An 18440-nucleotide genomic window follows, 5' to 3' on the forward strand; every position below is an offset into this window, starting at 1 on the left:
TGGGCGGCGCCCGTTCTTTGTGTTAGCTATGGTGCACAGCACAAGCGGGTCGCACGCGCATCGTCGCGCCTGCCCGCCTACGAAACAGGAAGAGGTAATGCGAGACATGACGCCCGCATCCACGTTCACCCGGCGCTCGCTCACGCTCGTCGCCGGCGGCGCCGCCTTCGCGCTCGCCCTCACCGGCTGCGCCGGCTCGGGCGGCGACTCGTCGAGCTCCGGCGACGCGATCATCGTCGGCACGACCGACAAGGTCACCACGCTCGACCCGGCCGGCTCGTACGACAACGGCTCGTTCGCCGTGATGAACCAGGTCTTCCCGTTCCTCATGAATACCCCCTACGGCAGCCCCGACGTCGAGCCCGACATCGCCGAGAGCGCGGAGTTCACGGCTCCCACCGAGTACACGGTGAAGCTCAAGGAGGGCCTGACCTTCGCGAACGGCAACGAGCTCACCTCGTCCGACGTGAAGTTCAGCTTCGACCGCGACCTCGCGATCGCCGACCCGAACGGGCCGTCGTCGCTGCTCTACAACCTCGACTCGGTCGAGGCTCCCGACGACCTGACCGTCGTGTTCAAGCTGAAGAGCCCCGACGACCAGGTCTTCCCGCAGATCCTGTCGAGCCCCGCCGGCCCGATCGTCGACGAGGAGGTCTTCTCGGCCGACTCGATCACCCCCGACGCCGACATCGTCGAGGGCAAGGCGTTCGCCGGTCAGTACTCGATCGACAGCTACGACTTCAACAACCTGATCTCCTACGTGCCGTTCGACGGCTACCAGGGCGTCCTCCCGCCGGCCGAGTCGCCCGTGCAGGCGAAGTACTACGCCGACTCGTCGAACCTCAAGCTCGACGTGCAGGAGGGCAACATCGACGTGGCGTTCCGCAGCCTCTCGGCCACCGACGTCGACGACCTCTCGGGCAACGACAAGGTGAAGGTCTACGACGGCCCCGGTGGAGAGATCCGCTACATCACCTTCAACTTCAACACCCAGCCCTTCGGTGCCACCACGGCCGAGGCCGACCCGGCGAAGGCCACGGCCGTGCGCCAGGCGGTCGCCGACCTGATCGACCGCGACGAGATCGCCGACCAGGTCTACAAGGGCACCTACACCCCGCTGTACTCCTTCGTGCCCGCCGGTCTGACCGGTGCCACCGAGGTGATGAAGGAGCTCTACGGCGACGGCGACGGCGGCCCCAGCGCCGACAAGGCGAAGGCGACCCTCGAGGCGGTCGGTGTCACCACCCCCGTCGAGCTGAACCTGCAGTACAGCCCCGACCACTACGGCCCCTCCTCGGGCGACGAGTACGCCCTCATCAAGGACCAGCTCGAGTCGTCGGGCCTGTTCACGGTGAACCTGCAGTCGACCGAGTGGGTGCAGTACGCGAAGGACCGCACGGCCGACCTCTACCCGGCGTACCAGCTGGGCTGGTTCCCCGACTACTCCGACGCCGACAACTACCTGACGCCGTTCTTCCTCACCGAGAACTTCCTCGGCAACCACTACGACAACCCGGAGGTGAACGACCTGATCCTGAAGCAGGCGTCCACCCCCGACGCCGCCGAGCGTCAGTCGATCATCGAGGAGATCCAGGCCAAGGAAGCCGTCGACCTGTCGACCGTTCCCTACCTGCAGGGCGCCCAGGTCGCCGTCGCGGGCACGGACGTCGACGGCGTCACGCTCGACGCCTCGTTCAAGTTCCGCTACGCACCCCTCACCAAGTAGAGATACTGGCCAAGGGATAAGACGAACGACGGGCTAGGGTACTTCCTGGCCCATCGCACTGGGGCGACCGGTTCAGCCGGTCGCCCCTCGTGCGCCACCGGCTCCGACTGATTGGCAACGATGACGACAAGTCTGCTTCCGACCGACGCTCCGTCGGTGGTCGCCCCCAAGCCCAAGAGCGCGGGCGGAGGGCTCGGCAGATACCTGCTGATCCGCTTCCTGCTGATCTTCCCCACCATCTTCATCCTGGTCACCCTCGTGTTCCTGCTGATGCGCACCATCGGCGACCCGATCACGGCGGCCCAGGGCGGCCGGCTCACGGCCGAGCAGCTGCAGGAGCGCATCCACGCCGCCGGCTACGACCGCCCCGTCCTGGTGCAGTACTTCGAGTACCTCGGCCAGGTCTTCACCGGCAACTTCGGCAACACCATCTCCGACAACCGCCCGGTCACCGAGGTGCTGCTCACCTACGGAGGCGCCACCCTCGAGCTCGCGTTCTACGCGCTCATCGTCGCGTTCATCGTGGGCATCCCGCTCGGCATGCTGGCGGCCTCCATGCGCGACCGGGTTCCGGATGCCGTGCTGCGCATCTTCGCCATCCTCTGCTACGCGACCCCGGTGTTCTTCGCCGGCCTCCTGCTGAAGCTCGTCTTCTCGGTCTGGCTGCAGTGGCTGCCGGTGGCCGGACGGGCCTCGACCCGCACCGAGCTGTCGATGCAGACGCTGCCGAACAAGACCGGCATCTACCTGATCGACGCGATCATGCTCGGCAACCCGAACGCCATCGGCGACGTGCTCTCGCACGCCGTGCTCCCGGGCATCGCGCTCGGCCTCCTGACCGCCGGCGTCTTCCTCCGCCTGGTGCGCACGAACGTCATCGGCACCCTCGGCACCGACTACGTCGACGCGGCACGCTCACGCGGCGTCAGCGAGTTCCGGCTGGTGCGGAAGCACGCCTACAAGCCGGCGCTCATCCCGATCATCACCGTGATCGGCCTGCAGATCGCCCTGCTGCTCGGCGGCGCGGTGCTGACCGAGACCACCTTCGAGTGGAAGGGACTCGGCTTCCAGCTGGCCGCCTACCTCGCCGCGCGCGACTTCGTGGCGGTGCAGGGCATCGTCGCGCTGCTCGCCGTCTTCGTCGCCGTCACGAACTTCGTCGTCGACGTGATCGCCGCCCTGATCGACCCGAGAGTGAGGTACTGATCATGACGAGCGACGTCATCGCCTCCGTGCCGCCCGTGAAGAACACCCTGCTCGGCCGGCTCCCGGTCGTGAAGCAGCTGCGCCAGAGCGTGGGCCTCCAGCGCGGCATGCTCGTCGCCGGCCTCACGATCACCGGACTGTTCGTGCTGGTCGCGATCTTCGCACCGCTGATCGCTCCCTACGGCTTCGCCCAGCTGCGCGACGCGCAGGGCTCCTTCGGCGCGCAGCAGCCGCCGAGCGCCGCCCACATCATGGGCACCACCGTCGGTGGCTACGACGTGTTCTCGCGTGTGATCTGGGGCGCCCAGACCGCGGTGCTCGTGATCGTGCTCGCCGTGGTGTTCTCGATCATCGCCGGCATCCTGCTCGGCCTCGTCTCGGGCTACCTCGGCGGCTGGCTCGACCGGGTGCTCGTCGTCATCGGCGACGCCATCTACGCGTTCCCCTCGCTGCTGCTCGCGATCGTGCTGTCGATCGTCATCTCGGGCGGGCAGTCGAGCCTCTGGGGCGGCATCCTGGCGGCGGCGCTGTCGATCACCGTGGTGTTCATCCCGCAGTACTACCGCGTCATCCGGGCCGAGACCATCCGCATCAAGGCAGAGCCCTACGTCGAGTCGGCGAAGATGCTCGGGGCGTCGACCTCGCGCATCATGTTCCGGCACGTGCTCCGCAACGCCACCCGCACCCTGCCGATCATCTTCACGCTGAACGCGTCCGAGGCGGTGCTCACCCTGGCGGGCCTCGGCTTCCTGGGCTTCGGCATCGAGCCGTCGGCCGCCGCCGAGTGGGGCTACGACCTGAACAAGGCGCTGTCCGACGTGACGAGCGGCATCTGGTGGACTGCCCTGTACCCCGGCCTCGCCATCGTGCTCTCGGTGCTCGGCATCACCCTGGTGGGCGAGAGCCTGAACGACCTGGCCGACCCGCGCCTTCGCGGCCGCAAGCGCGTGAAGGCGAAGGCGGGCGCCGTGTCGCTCACCGCCGTCGACCAGACCCTGCCCTCCGACGTCGACATCCGCGAGGAGAACGCATGACCGCCACCACCCCGGCCGCGCCGGCCGCCGGCGCCCGGCCCGACACCGTGGTCGACATCGACCGCCTCGGCATCTCCTTCGCCACCGATGCCGGCGCCGTGAAGGCCGTCGACGACGTCAGCCTGACGGTGCACAAGGGGGAGATCGTCGCGATCGTCGGGGAGAGCGGCAGCGGCAAGACCGTGACCGCGAAGTCGATCCTCGGCCTCCTGCCCGGCACCGCCACCGTCAACGGCGCCGTGCTGCTGACGAACCGGGAGGGCACCGGTCGCTCCGACGTCGTGACGCTGTCCAAGCGCGACCTCCGCGCGGTGCGTGGCACCGATGTCGCCATGGTCTTCCAGGAGCCCTCCACGGCACTCAACCCCGTGTACACCGTCGGCTGGCAGATCGCCGAGGGGCTTCGCGCGCACTCCCGCATCTCCCGCTCCGAGGCGAAGGCCCAGGCGATCGAGATCCTCCGCAAGGTCGGCATCCCCGACCCCGAGACCCGGGTCGACTACTACCCGCACCAGTTCTCGGGCGGGCAGAAGCAGCGTGTCGTGATCGCCGCTGCCCTCGTCATGAACCCGGGCCTGATCGTCGCCGACGAGCCGACCACCGCGCTCGACGTGACCGTGCAGGCCGAGATCCTCGACCTGCTGCGGCGCCTCCGCGACGAGTTCGGCACCGCCATCGTGCTGATCACCCACAACATGGGCGTCGTCGCCGACCTCGCCGACCGCGTCGTCGTGATGTATCAGGGCCGGGTCGTCGAGGAGGCGGATGCGCAGACGCTGTTCTCCGCACCGCAGGCCGAGTACACCAAGAAGCTGCTGGGCTCGGTGCCCCGCATCGGGCAAGGGCGGGCGCACACCGAGAGCCGCGCGGCGGACCGGGCCGGTGCGGGTGCCGAGCGCGCATCCGCCGGTCGTGTCGAGAACGCGGTCGTCGAGGCGAGGGATCTCGTGATCGAGTACCCGGGCCGGCTCGGCCGCAAGGGCTTCCGCGCCGTGCAGGGCGTCTCGTTCGCGATCGCACCGGGCGAGGTGCTGGGGCTGGTCGGCGAGAGCGGATCGGGCAAGACGACGATCGGCCGCGCCATCGGCGGGCTCACCCGGGCCACGGGCGGTTCGCTGAAGGTGCTCGACTTCGAGATGGTCGGCTTCTCGGAGCGGCGGTTCAAGCCGCTGCGCGCCGACATCGGCTTCGTCTTCCAGGATCCGGCGGCGAGCTTCAACCCGCTGCTGAGCATCGCGGACGCGGTGGCCGAGCCCCTGATCATCCACGGCCGGGCGTCGAACCCGTCGTCGGCCCGCAAGCGCGTCGACGAGCTGCTCGAGGCCGTGCAGCTGCCGAAGAGCTACGGCGACCGCTTCCCGCACGAGCTGAGCGGCGGCCAGCGTCAGCGCGCCAGTCTCGCCCGGGCGCTGGCACTCGAGCCGAAGCTGCTGATCGCCGACGAGCCGACCTCGGCGCTCGACGTCTCGGTGCAGGCGCGGGTGCTCGAGCTGTTCGCCGAGCTGCAGAAGGAGTTCGGCTTCGCCGCGCTGTTCATCAGCCACGACCTCGCCGTCGTCGACCTGCTGGCCGATCGCATCGCGGTGCTCTATCACGGTGAGCTGGTCGAGGAGGGCACCGGAGCGCAGGTGCTGGACGACCCTCAGCACGAGTACACCCGTCGCCTGATCGCCTCGCTGCCCGTCCCCGACCCGGCCGAGCAGGCCGAGCGCCGCACGGTGCTGGCCGCACTTCGGGCCGAAGCTGGGAACGCACCGGCCTGATGGGCTAAAATCGGACGAATCGTGGCCAAGCACTCCCTGAACGACGATCGCCCGAGAGTCACCCGCTCTCCCGGCGCCGTCGAGCGAACCCCGGTCGGGCCGCAGAAGCCTGCGCGCCGAACGGGTCGCGCGGCGCTGCAGCTGCTCGGGCTCGCCGCGGTCACGGCCTGCGCCTTCGTCACCGTCGTCGCCCCGAACGTGGGGGTCTCCTCGGCGACCGCGTCGTTCTCGGGCGAGTTCGACCAGGGCGCCGTGGGCGTGCAGAACCTCGAGGTCTCGGCCTCGGCGGCCACCGCCCTGATCCGCGACGGCTACACGGTCAAAGACCCGCCGCCCCCGCCGCCGCCGGTCATCGTGGCCGCGCCGGCGCCCGTCGAGAAGTCGGCGAGCTCCGACAGCGGTTGCCCCGACCCGAACGCGGCGGTCGCCGATCCGGCCACCGCTCAGGCGGTCGCCCTCGACCTCGCCGCCGCCCGCGGCTGGACCGGGGCGCAGTACGACGCGCTGATCGCTCTCTGGAGCCGCGAGTCGGGCTGGCGCGTCAACGCCCTGAACGCCTCGAGCTGCGCCTACGGCATCCCGCAGGCCCTGCCCGGCTCGAAGATGGCCTCGGCCGGTGCCGACTGGCTCACCAATCCGGCCACCCAGATCACCTGGGGCCTGAACTACATCCAGGGCCGCTACGGCGACCCGGCCTCCGCCCTCGCCCACTCCGACGCGAACCACTGGTACTGATCCCATGACGCTTCGCCAGACCTCTCCGAACCCCGTCGTCCGCGCCGGGCTGAAGACGCTCGCCTTCGGTGTCGCCGCCTCGTTCGTGCTGCTCTTCGCGGTCAACGCGCACTCGGCCGAGGCGCAGCCCACCGGCACCTTCGGGCCCGAGGTGAGCACCGCATCCGTCGCCGGTCAGACGCTCACCGCGAGCGGCGAGTCGAGTGCGATCGCCCGCGACGGGTACACCGTCACCGATCCGCCTGCGCCCGAGCCCGTGCCGGTTCCCGCCGTGGTGGCCGCGCCGGCGCCGAAGGACGACGACGGTGACGACGAGGCGGGTGCGGCCGCAGCGCCCGCGGCCTCGGCCGGCTGCGAGGCCAACGTCGTGCCGACCCCCGGACCGCCCGCGCCGGGCTCGCTGCAGGACATCGCCTACCAGGCCGTCATCGGCTACGGCTGGGGTGAGCAGAACTACTACTACCTGCTGGCGCTCTGGAACCGCGAGTCGGGCTGGAACCCGGCGGCCCACAACGCCTCCTCGGGTGCCCACGGCATCCCGCAGGCCCTCCCGGGCTCGAAGATGGGGCCGGGCTGGGAGAGCGACCCGAACGTGCAGATCGACTGGGGGCTGCGCTACATCGCCGGCACCTACGGCACCCCGTGCGAGGCCTGGGCGTCGTCGGAGGACCGCGGCTGGTACTGATCCGCCGACACCGCGACCGTCGGCGGCGGTGATCGGGGCGAGGGCCCGGTTTCACTAGGCTGTCGCCATGCGACCTGAGATCATCGGTGTGATCTGCCTGATCATCGTCGTCGGGGTCTCGGTGCTGTCGCCGAAGCTGCGACTCGCGACCCCCATCCTGCTCGTCGTGATCGGGCTCGGCATCTCGGTCATCCCCGGGGTGCCGCCGGTGCACGTGCCCTCGGAGTGGATCCTCGCGGGGGTGCTGCCGCCGCTGCTCTACTCCTCGGCGATCAACCTGCCGCTCGTCGACTTCCGCAAGAACATCGGCTCGATCTCGGTGCTCTCGGTGCTGCTCGTGATCGTCAGCGCGGTCGTCACCGGCTTCCTGCTGTTCATGATCCTGCCCGACCTGAACCTCGCCGGGGCGATCGCCCTCGGGGCGGTGATCAGCCCGACGGATGCGGTGGCGGCCACCTCGATCGGCAAGAAGCTCGGTCTCCCGCCCCGCCTGATCGCGGTGCTCGAGGGCGAGAGCCTCGTGAACGACGCCAGCGCGCTGGTGCTGCTGCGCACGGCCACGGCCGCCTCGGCCGGCACCATCGCCCTCGGCGGCTTCGGGGGAGTGGCCGTCGACTTCGCCTACTCCTCGGTCGTCGCTATCGGCGTCGGCCTCGTGGTCGGCGCGCTCACGGTGTGGGTGCGGTCCCGGCTGCACGACGCGGTGCTGACGACGGCCGTCTCGTTCGTCATCCCGTTCCTCGCCTACATCCCCGCCGAGGCGATCGGCGCCTCCGGGGTGCTGAGCGTGGTCGTCGCCGGTCTCTACACGGGGCACATGGGGGCGAAGCACTTCAGCGCCTCGGTGCGGATCAGCGAGCGGCTGAACTGGCGCACGATCCAGTTCCTGCTCGAGAACGGCGTGTTCCTCCTGATGGGGCTCGAGCTGAAGGACATCGTGGTCGACGCCGTCGGGCGCGACCCGCAGTCGCAGACCCTCAACGCGTGGGAGGCGATCGTCCTCGGCATCGGGGCGGCGCTCGTGCTCTTCCTGATCCGGTTCGCCTTCGTCGGCCCGCTGCTGGCCTACCAGCGGGCGCGGGTGTATCGGCGCGACCCGACCGGGGCCGAGGCAGGCGAGGCCACGGGCTGGAAGGGCGGCCTGGTCCTCAGTTGGGCCGGGATGCGCGGCGTCGTCACCGTGGCCGCCGCCCAGTCGCTCCCCGAGAGCACGCCCTATCGCAGCCAGCTGATCCTGATCGCCTTCACCGTCTCGATCGTGACTCTGCTGCTGCAGGGCGGCACCCTGCCGTGGCTGATCCGGGTGCTGAAGCTGCGCGGGGTCGACGAGGCGGCCGACCATGCCGAGTTCGCGACCCTCGTCGACGAGCTGCGCACGGCCGGCCTGCAGGTGCTCGAGGCGCCCGAGCTGAGCCTGCCGACGGGCGAGCCGGTCGACGAGAGCGTGGTCGACCGGGTGCGCAGCGACGCCGAGCTCCGCAGCGAGTCGGCGTGGGAGCGCGCCCACACCGCAGCGGTGGGCGGCGATTCGGGCGAGTCGGCGCCGCACGAGCAGTACCGGGTGCTGCGCATGGAGGTGCTCCGGGCCGAGCGGGCCGCGCTGCTGGAGGCGCGCGGCCGCGGCGAGTTCGCGTCGCGCATCCTCGTGCGGGCGCAGCTCATGCTCGATCAGGAGGAGTCGCGGCTGCTGCAGTCCGACGGCGAGGGCCACTGATCGACCCGGCCCCGCCCGGGACTTCGTAGACTGGGGTCATGCCCCGCAGCAACCGTCCCCGCCGCAGCGCGGGCGGAGCCGGGGACGACGACGAGCCGGGCCTCGACCGTCTGCTGGCCGGCTGGAAGCGCACCGAGACCCGCCGGGGCATCTCCTGGAACGTGCAGCCGGTCTCGGCCGCCTCGGCGGTCAAGGCCTACGCCTGTCCCGGATGCTCGGTGCCCATCGCCCCCGGAACGGCCCACCTCGTGACCTGGCGCGCCGACGGGGTGATGGGCGACGCCAGCGACCTGGCCGCCCGCCGGCACTGGCACACCCACTGCTGGAGAATCGGAGCCTGACCCTGTGACGACCCACGAGATCCGCTCTTCGACCGAGCTGCCCGCGCGCCGGGAGGACATCGAGCTGCACACCGAGGACGGGCTCACCCTCGTCGGCGAGCTCGCGACGCCGCTCTCGGGCGACCCGGTCGCCACCCTCGTCACCCTGCACCCGCTGCCGACGCATGGCGGCTTCATGGACTCGCACATCCTGCGCAAGGCCTCGAACCGGCTCCCGGCCCTCGCCGACGTCGCTGTGCTCCGCTTCAACCTGCGCGGCGTGAGCTCTCCCCGGGGCACCAGCGAGGGCGCCTTCGACGAGGGCGAGAGGGAGCGGTACGACGTGGCGGCGGCGATGCGCTTCGTCGAGGAGCAGGGACTGCCGCATCCCTGGCTCGTCGGCTGGTCGTTCGGCACCGAGCTCGCGCTGCGCTACGGGGCGCAGTACCCGATCGACGGCGCGATCCTGCTGTCGCCGCCGCTCCATCGGGCAAGCGCCGAGGAGGTCGCCGCCTGGGAGGGCAACGGCAAGCGGCTGGTGGCCGTGGTGCCGGAGCTCGACGACTTCCTGCGTCCGGCGGAGGCCCGGGAGCGGTTCGCGAGCGTGCCGAGCCTCGAGTTCGTCGAGGTCGAGGGCGGCAAGCACCTGTGGGTGGGGGAGCAGCAGACCCGCCGCGTGCTCGATGAGATCGTGGCGCGGGTCAACGCCGCCGCGTACCCGCTGCCGACGACGTACGAGGCCTAGCCGCGCATCCGCTCGCCCCGACGATTCGTCAGCGCTCGTTCTGTATCGGTATGACGACCTGCTTGATGATGAGCAGGATGCTCGCCGCGATCGGGATGGCGATGAGGGCGCCGAGCACCCCGAGCAGAGTACCGCCTGCCAGCGCGGCGATCACGACGATCGAGCCCGGCACCGAGACGGCCCGGTTCATGATCTTGGGGCTCAGAAGGTAGGCCTCGACCTGCATGTAGACGATGTAGTAGATGGCGGCGACCAGGGCCGTCAGGGGCGAGCCGAGGCCCGGGATGAGGCAGACCAGCACGATGATGACCGAGCCCGAGAGCGTTCCGACGAGTGGCACCAGGGAGAGGGCGCCGGCGAGGAACGCGAGGACGGCCGAGAACGGCGCGTTGATGATGTTGAGGAAGATGAAGCTGAGCACTCCGTTGGTGAGCGCGAGCGTGATCTGCCCCACGACGTAGCGGCCGACCGCCCCGGTGACCTGCTCGCTGAGGTCGGCGAAGCGCTCGCGCTTGGTGGCCGGCACCAGCCGGTAGACCGCTCGCTTCATGTGGTTCAGCGAGGCGGTGAAGTACAGGGTCAGGATGAGCACGATGACCGCCCCGAACGCGCCGCTGGCGATGCCGATGCCGACCTGCAGCGCGCCGCCGGCCAGGGCCGTGACGTTGCCCGCGTCGCGGAAGTAGTCGAGGATCGCGTTGTAGACCTCGTTCACGTCGACGAAACCGCCGAGGTTCTCGGTGGCCTGGTCGCGCCACTGCTGGTCGAGCACCTGGTTCAGCAGAGTGGGCATCAGCTCGATCAGCTGGGAGATCTGGTCGACGATGATCGGCACGACCGCGAACACCAGGCCGGTGAAGACGCCGAGCACCGCCACCAGCACGGTCAGGATGGCGAGCCACCGGGGCCAGTGCTTGCGCTCGAGCCAGGAGATGATCGGGTCGAGGCCGAGGGCGATGAACAGGGCGACGCCGATGTAGGTGAGGATCGTGGCGAGCGAGACGACCGCGCCCAGGATGCCGATCCCGACACCCACGCCCAGCGTCGCGACGAGGCCGAGCGTGAAGGCGTTCTGAATCTTCACAGGTGCTCCCTCGAAGGTGGTGTCGGCGACGTGAGCCAATCCTACTTGTCGCCTGAACGCCGCCTGTGCGCCGGGCGGCAGGGGATCGGCTATCTTTTAATGTCTTTGTCAGGAGTCTTCCGTGCGCTTTATCTTCGCCATCTTCGCCTTCATCATCGCGACCGCGCTGATCGGCGTCGGCGTCGCGCAGCGAACCGTGTTCCTGCCGCCGTCCACGGTCGCCTCGACCGTCGCCGTGGCCGACCCCACGCCGTACCTGATGATCGACTCGTCGGCGCTGCTCGCCCATCAGGGCCGCCAGACGCTCGCCCTCACCGGGAGTGACACGGTCTTCGCCGCCTACGGGCGCACCTCCGACGTCGAGGCGTGGCTCGACGGCTCGGCCTACACGGCCATCGACCTCGACGTCGACACCGACGAGATCACGGCGACCCCGGTCGAGGCGAACCCCGATGCGGCCGACAACGTGGCGGCCGGCTCGGCGAACCCGGCCGGCAGCGACCTCTGGCTCGAGGAGTTCACCTCCGACGACGCCATGTACCGCACGCTCAGCCTGCCCGCCGGCTACTCGGTGATCGTCGCCTCCGACGGCACGCAGCCCGCGCCCTCGCAGGTGCGCATCTCCTGGCCCATCCCGAACGCCACCCCGTGGGTCGGCCCGCTGCTGGTCGCCGGCGTGGTGTTCCTGTTCGCCGGGCTCGTGCTGCTCGTGCTCGGCCTCCTGCACATGCGCCGCTCGCAGCGCCCCCGCCGCAAGCCTCCGGCGCTGCCCAAGGGCAAGCGCTTCTCGCCGTCCCGCACGAATGCCATCGAGTCGGGCATGAAGCGCGGCCGGCGCTCGATCGCGCCGCTGATCGCGCTGCCCGTCGCCCTCGCGAGCGTCGTGGCCCTCGGCGGCTGCTCCAGCGACTACTGGCCCCAGGCGGCTCCGGCGACTTCGACGGATGCCGCGACGACGGCCGCCACGCCCGACCCGACGGCGACCCCCGGCGCCGACGGGGCGCTGCCGGCCGACGACGCCGACGACGACTCGCCGACCCCCGCGGTCACCGAGGCGCAGCTCGAGGCGATCGTGGCCGACATCTCCACCGTGGCCGCCGAGGGCGACGCGGCGTCGAGCACCGACGCGCTGTCCACCCGCTTCGAGGGTCCTGCCCTCGACCTGCGCGGCGCGACCTACGCCATCCGAGCCGGCTACCCCGAGTACCCGGCGCCGCAGGCCATCCCGGCCGGCCCGCTGCAGGTCGTGCTGCCGCAGGCGAGCAGCACCTGGCCGAAGACGGTCTTCACCGTCGTGCAGGCTGAGGACACCTCGGTGCCGCCGGTGGCCCTGATGCTCGTGCAGGAGACGCCCCGCGCGAACTACAAGGTCTACTACGAGATCTCGCTGGAGCCCGACACCAGCCTGCCGCCCGTGGCGGCGGCGAGCGTCGGCACCACGCGGCTCGCGCCGGAGACCAAGCTCCTCACGCTCACGCCCGACCAGCTGAAGACGGCGTACGCCGACATCCTGCTGAACGGCGACGCCAGCCAGTACATCGGCGACGTCGACCCCGAGGGCGACACGCTGCGCACGCAGGTCGGCGCCCAGTTCAAGGCCGATCAGAAGGCCGGTTTCTCGACCACCGCTTCGATGGAGTTCGCCTCGGTCGAAGCCCCCGGTCAGGACATCGCGCTGGCGACGAGCGGCTCCGGCGGCCTCGTCGCGGTCAACCTCCGCGAGTCGCAGACCGTGAAGCCGGTCGAGTCGGGTGCGACGGTCAGCCCGACGGGTGCGGTCAAGGCGCTCTCGGGCGTCACCGAGTCGGCCAAGGGCACCGAGGCCGTCTACGACTACCAGCTGCTGTTCTTCATCCCGCCGTCGGGTGACACCAGCCAAGCCGAGCTCCTCGGATTCACGCAGGGGCTCATCCAAGCCAAGGAGCTGCCGTGAGCATGATCCCGCCCTCCGCTGCGAGCCTGCGCGGAGCCGTCGACCTGTCCTCGCTCGTCAACCGCCCTCAGCCGGGAGCCTCGGCGCCGGGCGCGGGGGTCGCGGCGGGCGGAGCATCCGCAGCCCCCGGTGGCACGAGCGGCGCCGGAGGCCTGCTGCAGGAGGCGACCGACGCCACCTTCACGCAGTTCATCGAGCTGTCGAACCAAGTGCCGGTGATCGTCGACCTCCGGGCCGACTGGGCCGAGGCGAGCGTCGAGCTCACCGCTCTGCTCACCCGCATCGTCACCGAGTACGCCGGCCGCCTCGTGCTCGTCGGCATCGACGCGCAGAACAACCCGCAGCTCGCGCAGGCCTTCCAGGCGCAGTCGGTGCCGACCGTCGCCGCGCTGGTCGGCGGCCGCCCCGTGCAGCTGTTCCAGGGCGCGTACCCCGAGGAGGAGGTGCGCGCCGTGCTCGAGCAGGTGCTGCAGCTCGCCGCGCAGAACGGGGTCACCGGCACGATCGACGTCGGCCCGGTCGATCCGGATGCGGTCGCCGAGCCGGTCGAGGAGCCCCTGCCGCCGCACCACGCCGAGGCCTACGACGCCATCGCGCGAGGCGACTACGCCGAGGCGATCCGCGAGTACCAGACGGCCATCGCACAGAACCCGCGCGACGCCCTCGCCGTGGCCGGGCTCGCGCAGGTCAAGCTGCTGGAGCGGCTGCAGGACAAGTCGCTCGACGAGATCCGGTCAGCGGCCGCCGCCGCACCCGACGACCTCGCCGCCCAGATGCTCGTGGCCGACCTCGACGTCTCGGGCGGGCACATCGACGACGCCTTCGACCGCCTGCTGACGCTCTTCCCGGCTCAGGACGCCGACGGCAAGAACGCCGTGCGCACCCGCCTGCTCGAGCTCTTCGAGGTCGTCGGCAACGACGACCCGCGCGTCTCGGCGGCTCGTCGCCGCCTCACGATGCTGCTGTACTGACGCCACCCCGGTCCATCCGTCGAAAAACGCCCTCTCAGGTCATCGAGAGGGCGTTTTTCGACGGGTCGATCCGACCTCAGTCGCGGTGCGGCTTGAGGAAGAGCGCCGCCAGCGGGGGGAGCGTCAGCTCGACCGAGGCCGGGCGGCCCGACCAGGGCACGTACTCCGCCTCGACGGCGCCGTAGTTGCCGACGCCCGATCCGCCGTACTCGACGGCGTCGGTGTTGACGAGCTCGTCCCAGCGGCCGCCGAACGGCAGACCGACGCGGTACGGACCCACAGGGGCGCCCGAGAAGTTCATCAGCACCGCGATCGGGTTGCCCTCGCTGTCCCAGCGGAGGAACGACACGAGGTTCTGCGACGACGATCCGCCGTCGATCCACTCGAAGCCCGCCGGCTCGTTGTCGAGCGCCCAGAGGGCCGGGTTCTCGCGGTAGACCCGGTTCAGGTGTCCGACGAGCGAGAGCAGCTGCTGGTGCACCGGCTGGTCGAGGATCCACCAGTCGAGCCCGCGCTCCTCGCTCCACTCGCTCGGCTGCCCGAACTCCTGGCCCATGAACAGCAGCTGCTTGCCCGGGTGCGCCCACATGAAGCCGAGGTACGCCCGCAGGTTCGCGAGCTTCTGCCAGTGGTCGCCCGGCATCTTGTTCAGCAGCGAGCCCTTGCCGTGCACGACCTCGTCGTGCGAGATCGGCAGCATGAAGTTCTCGCTGAAGGCGTAGATGAACGAGAAGGTGATCTCACCATGGTGGTACATGCGGTACATCGGGTCTTCCGCGATGTAGGCGAGGGTGTCGTGCATCCACCCCATGTTCCACTTCATGCCGAAGCCGAGCCCGCCGCGGCTGGTGGCGTGCGTGACGCCCGGCCACGAGGTCGACTCCTCGGCGATCATCACGATGCCGGGGTACTTGCGGTAGGCGGTGGCGTTCACCTCCTGCAACAGGCTGATGGCCTCGAGGTTCTCGCGCCCGCCGTACTGGTTCGGCAGCCACTCGCCCTCCTTGCGGGAGTAGTCGAGGTAGAGCATGCTCGCCACGGCGTCGACCCGCAGGCCGTCGATGTGGAACTCCTCGAGCCAGTACAGCGCGTTCGCGACGAGGAAGTTGCGCACCTTGCTGTTGCCGAAGTCGAACACGAGCGTGCCCCAGTCGGGCTGCTCGCCGCGGCGCGGGTCGGAGTGCTCGTAGAGAGCCTCGCCGTCGAAGCGGGCGAGCGCCCACTCGTCCTTGGGGAAGTGGCCGGGCACCCAGTCCATCAAGACGCCGAAGCCCGCCTGGTGCAGCCGGTCGATCAGGTAGCGCAGGTCGTCGGGTGAGCCGAAGCGCGAGGTGGGCGCGTAGTAGCCGGTGACCTGGTAGCCCCAGCTGCCGCCGAACGGATGCTCGGCCAGCGGCATGAACTCGACGTGCGTGAAGCCGGTGTGCTCCAGGTAGGGGATGAGCTCGTCGGCGAGGGTGCGGTAGTCCAGCCCGGGCTTCCACGAGCCGAGGTGCATCTCGTAGACGCTCATCGGGTTGACGTGGGGATCGGTGGCCGCGCGGGTGGTCATCCACTCGCCGTCCTGCCAGGTGTACGAGCTCTCGCCGATCACCGAGGCGGTCAGCGGGGGCACCTCGGTGGCGCGGGCCATCGGGTCGGCGCGCTGCACCCACTGGCCGTGCTGGGTCAGGATCTCCCACTTGTAGTTCGAGCCGGCACCGATGCCCGGGATGAACAGCTCCCAGACGCCCGTGCCGCCGAGGCTGCGCATCGCGTGGCGCGTGCCGTCCCAGCCGTTGAAGTCGCCGATCACCCGCACGGCCTTCGCATGCGGCGCCCAGACGGCGAAGGCGGTGCCCTCGGCGTCGGCGTCGACGCCGCGCTTGGTCTCGATGCGCGAGCCGAGCACTTCCCAGAGCTTCTCGTGCCGGCCCTCGCCGATCAGGTGCAGGTCGAGCTCGCCGAGCGTGGGGGAGTAACGGTAGGGGTCGTCGGCCGTCCAGACCGAGCCGTCGTCGTAGCGGGCCTCGATCTCGTAGTCGTTGAGGCCCGTGAGCGTGAAGCCCTGCCAGATGCCGCCCCAGAGGTGGGTGAGCGAGGCGCGGGCGCCGTTCGAGAGCACCGCGCTGACCTCGGTGGCGAACGGGCGCAGCGTGCGGATGACCGTGATCGGGTCGGAGACGCCCGCCGCGTCCACGAGGTGCTGGCCGAGCACCTCGTGGGGGTTGTAGAACGATCCGCTCGCCACCTTGGCGAGCACCTCGTCGGAGAGCTCGGGGAGGGTGAGGGCCGTGGTGCCGTCGGGGGTGGTCATCAGGAGGCTCCGCCTTCGCTGGGTCGGGTGACGTGGAAGATGTGCGCCGGGCGGCTGAACGCGTCGAGCCGCACGTAGTCGTGCTCCGACCACTCCCAGCTGTCGCCGGTGAACAGGTCGGTGACGCCGAAGGTCGAGCCGGCCGGCAGCCCGAGCTCGGCGAGGTCGAGGTGCACGGTCGTCTCGCGCACCGAGTGCGGGTCGAGGTTGACAACGACAAGGATCGTGTCGGCGACGCCGTCGGGGGTGAACTCGGCGTCGATGTGCTTGGAGTAGACGACGATCGCGTCGTCGTCGCTGCCGTGCACCCGCAGGTTCCGCAGCTGGCCGAGGGCCGGGTGCTCGCGGCGGATCGCGTTCAGGCGCGTGATCTGCTGCGCGATCGAGAGGCCGCTCGCCTCGGCCGCGGCGTAGTCGCGCGCCTTGTACTCGTACTTCTCGTTGTCGAGGTTCTCCTCGGCACCGGGCCGGGCGACGTTCTCGATCAGCTCGTAGCCCGAGTAGACGCCCCAGAGCGGAGCGCCGGTGGCAGCGAGCACCGCGCGGATCAGGTAGGCCGGGCGGCCGCCGAACTGCAGGTACTCGGTAAGGATGTCGGGGGTGTTCACGAACAGGTTCGGCCGCATGAAATCGGCGGTCTCCTGCGAGATGGAGGTGAAGAACTCCTCGATCTCGGTGCGCGTGTTGCGCCAGGTGAAGTAGCTGTACGACTGCTGGAACCCGACCTTCGCGAGGCCCTGCATCGGCGCGGGGCGGGTGAAGGCCTCGGCGAGGAAGACGACCTCGGGGTGCGTCGTGTTCACCTCGTGGATGATCCACTCCCAGAAGTCCAGCGGCTTCGTGTGCGGGTTGTCGACCCGGAAGATCTTCACGCCGAGCGCGATCCAGTGCTCCAGGATGCGCAGCGCCTCGGCGCGGATGCCCTCCGGGTCGTTGTCGAAGTTGATCGGGTAGATGTCCTGGTACTTCTTCGGCGGGTTCTCGGCGTAGGCGATCGTGCCGTCGGGCAGGGTGGTGAACCACTCAGGATGCTCGGCCACCCACGGGTGGTCGGGCGACGCCTGGAGCGCGAAGTCCAGCGCCAGCTCGAGGCCGTTGGCGGCGACCTCGGCGGCGAAGTGCTCGAAGTCGCTCTGGGTGCCGAGGTCGGGATGCACGGTGTCGTGACCGCCGGCCGCACCGCCGATCGCCCAGGGCGAGCCCGGGTCTCCGGGCTGCGGGTCGAGGGTGTTGTTGCGCCCCTTGCGGAACGCCTCGCCGATCGGGTGGATGGGCGGCAGGTAGAGCACGTCGAAGCCCATCGCGGCCACCTCGGGCAGGCGCGCCTCCGCACTCCGGAAGGTGCCGCTCGTCCAACTGCCGTCGGCGGCCTGTTCGGCTCCGATCGAGCGCGGGAAGAACTCGTACCAGGCGCCGGCCCCCGCGAGCGTGCGCTCGACGTTCAGGGGCTGCCAGTCGGAATGGGTGACGAGGCTCTCGGCGGGGCGGGCTCGCAGAGCATCCGTCACCCGCGTGCCGAAGGCCGCACCGAGCCGCTCGGCCGGCGGCCCTGCCGTCTCGCCGAGCTGAGCCGAGATCTCGGCGAACATCGTGCGCTCCTCGGCCGGGCGGTGCCCCTCGGTGCTGAGGCGGTGGAACAGCTGCGCGCCGATCGCGAACATCAGCTCGACGTCGATGCCGGCCGCGATCTTGACGCTGGCGTTGTGCTCCCAGGTGGCGTAGTCGTCGCTGTAGCCGCGGATGCGGAAGCGCCAGGCCCCGGGGCTCGTGACCTGAGCGAGGCCGCGCCACTCGTCGTCCCAGCTGTGGGTGCGGGTGAGCGGGCGGTCGATCACGGTGCCGTCGGGGGCCTCGAGCTCGAGGTGCGCGCCGACGGCGTCGTGGCCCTCGCGGAAGACGGTGGCGCCGAACGGGATGACCTCGCCGACGTAGCCCTTCGCGGTGAAGCGGCCGCCGTCGACCGAGGGGAAGACGTTGAGGATGGGGATGCGGCCGACCGCAGGGCGGAAGGCTTCCGCGGACGGGGCTGCCGATGCCACGGCTGCCGGCTCAGCGGTCGCGAGGGGCACCGCCGGTGGCGCCTCGGCCTTCGTGCGGGCCTTGGAGGCGGGGGTCGTTGCGGGACGTTTCCGAGTAGCTGCCACATGTCAGACCCTACCGAGAAAGGGTGGGCCTGCAACGGCCTGTTCACGTCGGCGTCGCCCCTCGGCCCTATGCTTGCCGGGATC

The 18440-nt window shown here is 70.3% G+C and carries 14 protein-coding genes; 11 read left to right on the plus strand and 3 right to left on the minus strand.

Going from position 1 to position 18440, the window contains the following annotated elements; translation table 11 throughout:
- The first annotated feature begins 106 nt into the window (after positions 1–106).
- The 9 genes from BJ984_RS09425 (at position 107) to BJ984_RS09465 (ending at position 9928) form a co-directional block, all read left to right on the plus strand.
- Positions 107–1726, plus strand: a complete 1620-nt coding sequence (locus tag BJ984_RS09425; protein WP_179549405.1) for an ABC transporter substrate-binding protein — start codon at positions 107–109, stop codon at positions 1724–1726.
- Between the two features lie 120 nt (positions 1727–1846).
- Positions 1847–2932: an ABC transporter permease gene (locus BJ984_RS09430; RefSeq protein WP_173183752.1), complete on the plus strand. Its 1086-nt coding sequence runs from the start codon at positions 1847–1849 to the stop codon at positions 2930–2932.
- Positions 2933–2934: 2 nt separating this feature from the next.
- Positions 2935–3966 carry an ABC transporter permease gene (locus tag BJ984_RS09435; RefSeq protein WP_179547795.1) on the plus strand — a complete coding sequence of 344 codons (1032 nt, stop codon included), beginning with the start codon at positions 2935–2937 and terminating at the stop codon, positions 3964–3966.
- Positions 3963–5729 carry a dipeptide ABC transporter ATP-binding protein gene (locus BJ984_RS09440; protein WP_179547796.1) on the plus strand — a complete coding sequence of 589 codons (1767 nt, stop codon included), beginning with the start codon at positions 3963–3965 and terminating at the stop codon, positions 5727–5729. Before BJ984_RS09435 ends, BJ984_RS09440 begins: the two co-directional genes overlap by 4 nt.
- A 21-nt stretch (positions 5730–5750) precedes the next feature.
- A complete protein-coding gene (locus tag BJ984_RS09445; RefSeq protein ID WP_179547797.1) occupies positions 5751–6464 on the plus strand; it encodes an aggregation-promoting factor C-terminal-like domain-containing protein in 714 nt (237 codons plus the stop codon).
- Between the two features lie 4 nt (positions 6465–6468).
- Complete coding sequence (locus tag BJ984_RS09450; RefSeq protein ID WP_179547798.1) at positions 6469–7149, plus strand: aggregation-promoting factor C-terminal-like domain-containing protein; 681 nt, start codon at positions 6469–6471, stop codon at positions 7147–7149.
- 67 nt (positions 7150–7216) lie between these two features.
- Positions 7217–8863 (plus strand): cation:proton antiporter, encoded by a 1647-nt coding sequence (locus tag BJ984_RS09455; protein WP_179547799.1) that lies wholly within the window; start codon positions 7217–7219, stop codon positions 8861–8863.
- Positions 8864–8901: 38 nt separating this feature from the next.
- Positions 8902–9204, plus strand: coding sequence for a hypothetical protein (locus BJ984_RS09460; RefSeq protein WP_179547800.1), 303 nt, complete (start codon positions 8902–8904; stop codon positions 9202–9204).
- 4 nt (positions 9205–9208) lie between these two features.
- The gene (locus BJ984_RS09465; protein ID WP_179547801.1) at positions 9209–9928 is read left to right on the plus strand and encodes an alpha/beta hydrolase; all 720 of its coding nucleotides are present in this window, start codon (positions 9209–9211) and stop codon (positions 9926–9928) included.
- 28 nt (positions 9929–9956) lie between these two features.
- Here BJ984_RS09465 and BJ984_RS09470 read toward each other — a convergent pair whose 3' ends face one another.
- Positions 9957–11012, minus strand: coding sequence for an AI-2E family transporter (locus BJ984_RS09470; RefSeq protein ID WP_179547802.1), 1056 nt, complete (start codon positions 11010–11012; stop codon positions 9957–9959).
- Positions 11013–11133: 121 nt separating this feature from the next.
- Here BJ984_RS09470 and BJ984_RS09475 point away from each other — a divergent pair, with 121 nt between their 5' ends.
- Both BJ984_RS09475 and BJ984_RS09480 read left to right on the plus strand, forming a co-directional pair.
- Positions 11134–12945: a DUF8094 domain-containing protein gene (locus BJ984_RS09475; protein WP_179547803.1), complete on the plus strand. Its 1812-nt coding sequence runs from the start codon at positions 11134–11136 to the stop codon at positions 12943–12945.
- The gene (locus BJ984_RS09480) at positions 12942–13916 is read left to right on the plus strand and encodes a tetratricopeptide repeat protein (RefSeq protein WP_179547804.1); all 975 of its coding nucleotides are present in this window, start codon (positions 12942–12944) and stop codon (positions 13914–13916) included. Before BJ984_RS09475 ends, BJ984_RS09480 begins: the two co-directional genes overlap by 4 nt.
- A 76-nt stretch (positions 13917–13992) precedes the next feature.
- On the opposite strand, the gene glgB is transcribed toward BJ984_RS09480, so the two are convergent.
- Positions 13993–16212 (minus strand): 1,4-alpha-glucan branching protein GlgB, encoded by a 2220-nt coding sequence (gene glgB / locus BJ984_RS09485; protein ID WP_179547805.1) that lies wholly within the window; start codon positions 16210–16212, stop codon positions 13993–13995.
- Positions 16212–18251 carry an alpha-1,4-glucan--maltose-1-phosphate maltosyltransferase gene (locus BJ984_RS09490; RefSeq protein ID WP_179547806.1) on the minus strand — a complete coding sequence of 680 codons (2040 nt, stop codon included), beginning with the start codon at positions 18249–18251 and terminating at the stop codon, positions 16212–16214. The genes glgB and BJ984_RS09490 overlap by 1 nt, the downstream gene beginning before the upstream one ends.
- Positions 18252–18440: the final 189 nt, after the last annotated feature.

Source organism: Herbiconiux flava, from assembly GCF_013409865.1.
In the GTDB taxonomy this organism is placed as follows: domain Bacteria; phylum Actinomycetota; class Actinomycetes; order Actinomycetales; family Microbacteriaceae; genus Herbiconiux; species Herbiconiux flava.

Excerpts from the sequence above, each read along its gene's own strand:
- BJ984_RS09425 (WP_179549405.1), top strand. The coding sequence starts at position 107 with ATGACGCCCGCATCCACGTTCACCCGGCGCTCGCTCACGCTCGTCGCC.
- BJ984_RS09430 (WP_173183752.1), top strand. The coding sequence starts at position 1,847 with ATGACGACAAGTCTGCTTCCGACCGACGCTCCGTCGGTGGTCGCCCCC.
- BJ984_RS09435 (WP_179547795.1), top strand. The coding sequence starts at position 2,935 with ATGACGAGCGACGTCATCGCCTCCGTGCCGCCCGTGAAGAACACCCTG.
- BJ984_RS09440 (WP_179547796.1), top strand. The coding sequence starts at position 3,963 with ATGACCGCCACCACCCCGGCCGCGCCGGCCGCCGGCGCCCGGCCCGAC.
- BJ984_RS09450 (WP_179547798.1), top strand. The coding sequence starts at position 6,469 with ATGACGCTTCGCCAGACCTCTCCGAACCCCGTCGTCCGCGCCGGGCTG.
- BJ984_RS09455 (WP_179547799.1), top strand. The coding sequence starts at position 7,217 with ATGCGACCTGAGATCATCGGTGTGATCTGCCTGATCATCGTCGTCGGG.
- BJ984_RS09460 (WP_179547800.1), top strand. The coding sequence starts at position 8,902 with ATGCCCCGCAGCAACCGTCCCCGCCGCAGCGCGGGCGGAGCCGGGGAC.
- glgB (WP_179547805.1), bottom strand. The coding sequence starts at position 16,212 with ATGACCACCCCCGACGGCACCACGGCCCTCACCCTCCCCGAGCTCTCC.